4 protein-coding genes and 1 pseudogene are annotated in these 3,419 nt (G+C 36.2%); 1 reads left to right on the top strand and 4 read right to left on the bottom strand.

The window, feature by feature from the left end; genetic code table 11:
• A pseudogene (locus tag TES5_RS14765) lies at positions 1–317 on the top strand (transposase); the annotation flags it as partial.
• A 178-nt stretch (positions 318–495) separates the two neighbouring features.
• Here the strand turns inward: TES5_RS14765 and TES5_RS14760 are convergent.
• The 4 genes from TES5_RS14760 to TES5_RS14745 form a co-directional block, all read right to left on the bottom strand.
• Positions 496–1,206: a CpsD/CapB family tyrosine-protein kinase gene (locus TES5_RS14760; RefSeq protein ID WP_068562712.1), complete on the bottom strand. Its 711-nt coding sequence runs from the start codon at positions 1,204–1,206 to the stop codon at positions 496–498.
• Positions 1,206–1,949 carry a YveK family protein gene (locus tag TES5_RS14755; RefSeq protein ID WP_068562711.1) on the bottom strand — a complete coding sequence of 248 codons (744 nt, stop codon included), beginning with the start codon at positions 1,947–1,949 and terminating at the stop codon, positions 1,206–1,208. Before TES5_RS14755 ends, TES5_RS14760 begins: the two co-directional genes overlap by 1 nt.
• Before the next feature lie 370 nt (positions 1,950–2,319).
• Positions 2,320–2,766 carry a hypothetical protein gene (locus TES5_RS14750; RefSeq protein ID WP_157080425.1) on the bottom strand — a complete coding sequence of 149 codons (447 nt, stop codon included), beginning with the start codon at positions 2,764–2,766 and terminating at the stop codon, positions 2,320–2,322.
• A gap of 394 nt (positions 2,767–3,160) precedes the next feature.
• Positions 3,161–3,419, bottom strand: a 259-nt coding sequence (locus tag TES5_RS14745; protein WP_198143377.1) for a transposase, incomplete at its 5' end; no start/stop codon positions are given.

Genomic DNA, 3,419 nt, shown 5'->3' with positions numbered 1-3,419 from the left:
TGTATCCTGAACGAGTTTTGGCGGATAAAATATACCGAAATCGCACAAACTTAAGCTACTGCAAAGAACTCGGAATCCGATTATCCGGCCCGTCGCTCGGCAGGCCCAAGAAGGATCAGAAGATTGACAAAAAACAAGAATACAGCGACAACTGCGATCGAGTAGAGGTCGAGAGAGGCTTCAGCCTGGCGAAAAGAAAGTTCGGGCTCAGGCTTATTCGAACACGCCTTGAAGAGACCAGTCTCTGTGTGATTGCTTTATCCATCCTTACAATGAACCTGTCCAAGGTTTCATTGCGCATTTTTTTGACTTTCATCCAATGGATGAGCTCCCCTAGAATTGAACCCCTAATGAAGCCGTAAGCTAAAAATAGGGATTTATTCAGCAGGCATTAATATAGACAAATTTAATTATACAGTATATTGATAGAACAAACTATAAGAATTAAAAGAAAAAGGCACCGGTTTTTAAACTGCAAAACCTTGTGCCTCCTGTTTAATTTTCTTCTGTGTAATAGTAGTAGTAGCTGTTATCCTGCTCGCTAGTTGGGACTTGGTTGTAGACTGCTCCCAATACGTTCGCGTTAACCCGCTGAAAGATTTCATGGGCTTTCAGCATATTCTCTTTTTTGGCTACACCATGGCGTACTACGAAAATGGTTCCTTCTGCGCGACCGGCCATGATTTGGGCGTCACCAAAACCAAGCAGAGGTGGCGTGTCGAAGATGACCAAGTCATATTTGCTTGTTAGTTTATCTTGGAGTTCCTTCATACGGTTGCTACCGATCAGTTCAGCTGGATTTGGCGGGATTGGGCCGCAGGTCATTAAGTGAAGATTATGAATATCTGTCTCCAGAACACACTCTTCTACGGTTAGTTCTGGGTTGGACAATAGTGATGTCATCCCGATTCCGTTAACAACTTGGAACGCTTTGTGAACAGACGGACGGCGGAAATCTGCCTCCGCTAATAGAACTCGATAGCCCTGCCTCGCAAATGTAATTGCCAGGTTTGCCGCTACCGTCGATTTTCCAGCATCAGGCATGGATGACGTCACTACTAAGGATTTATATTTTTTATCCACCATGGCGAACTCAATGTTGGTTCTCAAGGTTGTAAACTGCTCAGAGATCAAGGAACCCGGAGAAGCCAGCGTGATGAGTCCTTTATAATTCTTTTTGGTTCGTTTTTTTCTGCCAAATACCATTAGACTACCCTCCTCCCTCTTCTTGATTCAATTTTATGTTCTTCCTGACGGACAGCCATGTCTTTCAGTTCTTTTTCTGTCATTAAGGAGATGGCTCCTAAGTCGGTCCAACCAATGTGTTCATTGATGAATTGATTGCCTTTTATTGTGTTATCTAAATATTCACTTAAGAATGCAAATCCCACTCCTATCATTAATCCTAGAACTAAACCAGCTACCATATTAAAAGGTACATTAGGCGATACGGCACTTAAGTCAGGTATGGCTTGTGAAAGAATCGTAACAGATTCCACTTCTAAAATATCACCGATTTTCTTTTCAAAAGAGGTTGCAGTTGCATTTGCTAATTCAGCTGCTTCATAAGGGCTTGGATCACTAACAGTTATTCCAAATACTAGTGAGTTATTTTGAGTTTGTACACTAATTTTATTACCTAATTGGCTAACACTTAAATTCGAATCTGTTGTCTCAATCACATCTTCCAAGATAATCGGTTCTCTGATGATACTCTGATATGTATTAATCAAATTCAAATTTGTTTGGATATCGGAATTAGTAATAGACTGCCCTGTATTTTGTGTTTGATTTACAACGATTTTTGAAGTTGATTCATATTGTGGTGTTACAAAAAAGAAGGTATAAACACCGGAAATAATAAGACCTGCTAAACTCCAAAGGATTATTTTACTAAAATGTCTTTTTAATGTTGCAAAAAGTTCACTTATTGATATTTCTTCTCCCATTTTCTCCTCCTGAATTATCATTTTCTAAACTTAAGAAATGATAGTAATTTTAGTAAAGTTCGAATTTTATTTCGAAGCTAACAAAAATAACATTTTTTGTTTTTTTTGTTTTTAGTTTCTTTGGATATTAAAAATACAGACGGATGTAATCTGCTGAATGACTATAATAACTATGCTACATTATGTCTACAAGTTAAGTACCTCGGAGATTGTGAGTATTCTAAACTCTTACCTATATCTAAATTACATATGTTGATATATTTATTATAGATAAACTTGAAAAACAAAGAAATATTTCCCTCATTTTTATACACTTTTTCAGAAGAAAGCAATTTTAATAATGTTTATACTCCAAAGTAAATTAATTCTGCTAGAATTCCCCTTCGTTTCTAAGTGAGTCTTTCTCTTTCATACTGGATAAAAGCTCTGTTACTAAATTTTTCTCATAAGAATTAAAACCCTTAATCCACATAAAGAAAATAGTTATTAACAAAAAGAAAACTATATTAATAAAAAGTGAGAACCAACTATTGATTAGTATTATTTCTTTTAATAATGTTCCCACTACTATGGATGGAAAATAAATAGGAACTAGATAAAAAATTTCCTTCCAGAATGCAGGTATATCTATTCTAACAATCTTATAATAGTAAATATTCATTATTAAACCATAGCCAAGGAACATAACTATTCCAGTTGCTACTGCAGCTCCGATCGCTCCTAAGATTGAACTTAACTGAAATGATAAAATAATATTTAATATTGCCATAAAAGAAAATAGTTTAGCGCGAAAAGAATACAGATTTTTTGCTTGCATAATAGTAAGGCCAAGATTCTGGATTAAATCAATAGTGAAAGGAAGCAATATTATTAATGCAATCCAATATACCTCAATGTAATCTTGCCCTACCCAGAGAATGATAAACTCTTTGCCATAAACGGTGAATCCAAATAATATAGTTGCTAAGAAAATAAACTGAATCCTCCCTATTCTGATGAAATGATTAGAGACCTGAATTATTCATACCATACCAAATCTTGATATGAATAACCCTATTTCATCTGCAATATTGGATTTTTCGCGGAGTTGTTATTTTTTTCCTTTCAAAACGTCTCTTAGAGACGAAAAGAAGCACGGAATGCGATTGTTATTGTGTTTTAGGGCATACTAATCCCTTTGTTCGAAAGATTTTTTTTAAATTAACGGGGACTCACCAAGACAAGGATTGAATTTGCCGTAAGATATGAAAAAATTCGTTTTGATAGACATGATGGGTACTGAGTTTTAGCATCATGCGTCTTCCGCTGTGGATCAGTTTCCCAGCAATCTTGAAAAACCGAAGACGAATACTCTGTATCTGTAGGCCTTTGGCCTTTTCTGGGAAAGCTAGTGTACGCATAAAATTGTTGATGTTGTAGGAAAGCAAGCTGACCATCATGCGAACAGCATTCTCCAAGAAATGAGAACTG

The sequence above is a fragment of the Trichococcus sp. ES5 genome, assembly GCF_900067165.1.
GTDB classification, from domain to species: domain Bacteria; phylum Bacillota; class Bacilli; order Lactobacillales; family Aerococcaceae; genus Trichococcus; species Trichococcus flocculiformis.
This window is presented reverse-complemented; position numbering and strand designations above follow the sequence as displayed.